At 69.8% G+C, this 3,021-nt stretch carries 5 protein-coding genes; all 5 read right to left on the bottom strand.

Features of this window, described 5'->3' with window-relative positions:
* Positions 1-114: 114 nt before the first annotated feature.
* On the bottom strand, positions 115-858 hold the full coding sequence (gene trmD, locus RWO33_RS19980; RefSeq protein ID WP_314107187.1) for a tRNA (guanosine(37)-N1)-methyltransferase TrmD: 744 nt from the start codon (positions 856-858) through the stop codon (positions 115-117).
* 3 nt (positions 859-861) lie between these two features.
* On the bottom strand, positions 862-1,374 hold the full coding sequence (rimM, locus tag RWO33_RS19975; protein WP_145478225.1) for a ribosome maturation factor RimM: 513 nt from the start codon (positions 1,372-1,374) through the stop codon (positions 862-864).
* Positions 1,375-1,416: 42 nt separating this feature from the next.
* The gene (gene rpsP / locus RWO33_RS19970; protein WP_145478226.1) at positions 1,417-1,677 is read right to left on the bottom strand and encodes a 30S ribosomal protein S16; all 261 of its coding nucleotides are present in this window, start codon (positions 1,675-1,677) and stop codon (positions 1,417-1,419) included.
* 175 nt (positions 1,678-1,852) lie between these two features.
* Positions 1,853-2,641: an aminotransferase class IV family protein gene (locus RWO33_RS19965; RefSeq protein WP_314107185.1), complete on the bottom strand. Its 789-nt coding sequence runs from the start codon at positions 2,639-2,641 to the stop codon at positions 1,853-1,855.
* A partial coding sequence (locus RWO33_RS19960; protein WP_314107183.1) for a nitronate monooxygenase occupies positions 2,638-3,021 on the bottom strand: 384 nt, incomplete at its 5' end. The genes RWO33_RS19965 and RWO33_RS19960, both read right to left, overlap by 4 nt.

Here is a 3,021-nt window from a genome sequence, read left to right as displayed (position 1 = left end):
GGTGGGGGGGGGGGGGGGCGGCCCCCCGGCCCGCGGGGCCGGCCCCCGGGGCGCCGCTACCGGGTGGGAGCGCGTGCGCCGGTCAGCGGTCGGCGATGCAGAACCCATCAGGCGTCAAGGGAGGTCGGCCTTGGCCTGCTCCAGCAGGATCCGGTCGGCCTTGGACAGGCTGGCTTCGTCCAGCAGGTCCGGGCGACGCAGCGCGGTGCGCAGCAGCGACTGCTGCCGGCGCCAGCGGGCGATGGCGGCGTGGTTGCCGGAACGCAGCACGTCGGGCACATCGCCCCACGCATGGTGCGCCGGCTGGCTGAAGTGCGGGCAGTCCAGCAGCCCCTGCGGGCCTTCGAAACTGTCCTGCGCAGCCGATTCGGCGTCGTTGAGGGCGCCTTCCTGCAGCCGGGTCACCGCGTCCACGATCACCGCCGCGCCCAGCTCACCGCCGGACAGCACGTAATCGCCGATCGAGATCTCCTCGGTCACCTCGGCGGCCAGGAAACGTTCGTCCACGCCTTCGTAGCGCCCGCACAGCAGGATCATCCGCGGCAGCGCGGCCAGTTCCCGGACCTTGGCCTGGGTCAGCGGCCGCCCCTGCGGGCTGAGGTAGATCACCGGCGCCGGGGTCGGATCCGCAGCCTTGGCCGCGGCGAGGCAGGCGCGCAGCGGCTCGATCAGCATCACCATGCCCGGGCCGCCGCCGAAGGGACGGTCGTCCACCCGGCGGTAGTTGCCCTCGGCGTAGTCACGCGGATTCCAGCCATGCAGGTCGAGCAGGCCGCGTTCGGCCGCACGGCCGACCACGCCCAGCGCGGCCGACTGCGCCATGAACTCCGGAAACAGGGTGATGACGTCAATACGCATCGATCAGAACTCCGGATCCCAATCGACGATGACGCGATTGGCCTCGAAATCCACCGACACTACGAAGTCAGGCTGCACGAATGGAATCATCCGCTCGCGGTCGCCCTGCACCACCAGCACGTCGTTGGCGCCGGTCGAGAACAGGTGCGAGACCCGGCCCAGTTCGACGCCCTCGACGGTGCTCACCTGCAACCCCTCCAGATCGACCCAGTAATACTCGTCGGCCTTCGGCGGCGGCAGCGCGCTGCGTGCTACATAGACTTCGGTCCCGTACATCGCTTCGACCACGTCGCGGTCGGTGACGTCGGGAAACACCGCTACCAGGTGCTTGCCGGACTGACGTCCGCGCGCGCCCTTGAGGGTGCTCTCCTGGCCGGCGGGTGTCCGCAGGATCCAGGGCTGATAGTTGAAGATGGCGGTACGTGGCTCGGTCCAGGACTCGAGCTTGATCTCGCCTCGCACACCAAAAGCGCCGACAATCCTGCCCAGCAGGATGCGGCGCTCGGTATCTTTCATCTGCGTATGCCGACGGGCCGCGCCAGGCGCGGCCCTTCAGGATCAGGCCGCGACGGCCTGGGCCTTGGTCGCTTCCTTGTACAGGTTGCGGACCTTGTCGGTCATCTGGGCGCCGTTGGCAACCCATGCGTCGACCTTGGCCAGGTCCAGCACGATGCGCGATTCGGCACCCTGTGCGACCGGGTTGTAGAAGCCAACGCGCTCGATGTTGCGGCCGTCGCGCGCGCTGCGCGAGTCGGTCACGATGATGTGGTAGAACGGACGCTTCTTGGCGCCGCCGCGGGTCAGTCGGATCTTGACCATGGTGATACTTCCTCTATTGCCCAGTCGCCAGGATGGCGCGGTAAGCCGGCGATTATAGCGGCGGGGTGCGGGCATTCCAAGCCTGCCCGGGCGGGGGAACCTGAATTGGCTGTTCAGGCGAGTTACGCGAGGTGGAAGGAACGCTTGGGCCGGCCAACGGCCGGCCCAGGCGGTCTCAACCCAACACGGAATCCCACGGCGCCTGCACCAACACCGCCCTGGCGTTGCCGCACATTGCCTCCGACCCGGGGAATGCCACCCCATCAATGCTCCCGATCGGCCACACCCCTGTCGCATTGCAGGCAATGGCCGCGTCGAACCCGGCCAGGTCGTCCAACCGCACCGGCGCCAGCTGCGGTTCCCCGCCCCACCCGGCCTGCAGCAGCCGCTCCTGCGTTCCGCGCAACGCCGGGGCCTGCGGCCACACCAGCTCACCACCACGCCCGAACGCGATATTCCATGTGGTGCCTTCGCTGATCGAACCCTGCGCATCCACGAACAGCGCATCGTCGTACCCGGCCTGCAGCGCCTGCCGACGATGCTCGAACAAGGCGAACGTGCCCACATGCTTCAAATGGGGCAGCTCGCGCTGGTACGCCACGCTGCGCACGCGCCGCGCCGTTGCCGATAGCGTCACCGGCGCCGACACCGCCACCAGCACATCCACCGGTACGGCCTGCAGCGGCTGGCGGAAATCGAACGCCTGCGAAAACACCGTCACCCGCACCGAAGCGTCGACCCTGCCCTCGGCCTGCAGCGCGTGCGCGATCCACGCCTGCACCTGGCTGCCGTCCAGCACCGTGCCGAACAGCGTCCCGGTGCCCTCGCGCAGGCGCCGCAGGTGCAGGTCCAACCCCTGCACCGCCCCGCCGCGCACCTGCATGGAGGTGAAGTGGCCGTAATTGACCAGTGCCGCCGCCAGTTCGTCCGCGCTGGCACGGTGGCCGTTGCAGTACACGCTCATCCCAGCAGCCCGCGCGCGTCGGCCCACATCGCCTGCAGCACCTCGGCCGCCGGGCGCTCGGGCGCCAGCCACGCCGACTGCCCTGCCCACGCCTGCATCGCCTCGATGCGATGTTCGCGGTTGGCCTGTGTGCGCATCGGCGCGGTCAGGCCGCGCTGCACGGGGTACGGGCGCGGTGGCGGCGCGCCCGGGTCGGCGGCGGCGCGCACATAGGCGGTGGCAAGGCCGCGGCCCAGGCGACCACTGAACGCGCGAGTGGGCCAGGTATCTTCCGGTTCGGCCACGGCCAGCGCCTGCGACCACGCCGGATCGATCGCGCATTCGGGCGTGCGCAGGAACGCGGTGCCGACCTGCACCGCGCTGGCACCCAGCATCAGCGC

The organism is uncultured Stenotrophomonas sp. (assembly GCF_963519925.1).
GTDB classification, from domain to species: domain Bacteria; phylum Pseudomonadota; class Gammaproteobacteria; order Xanthomonadales; family Xanthomonadaceae; genus Stenotrophomonas; species Stenotrophomonas maltophilia_AE.
Note: the sequence above shows the minus strand (reverse complement) of the source record. Positions and strands in the feature narration are given on the sequence as shown.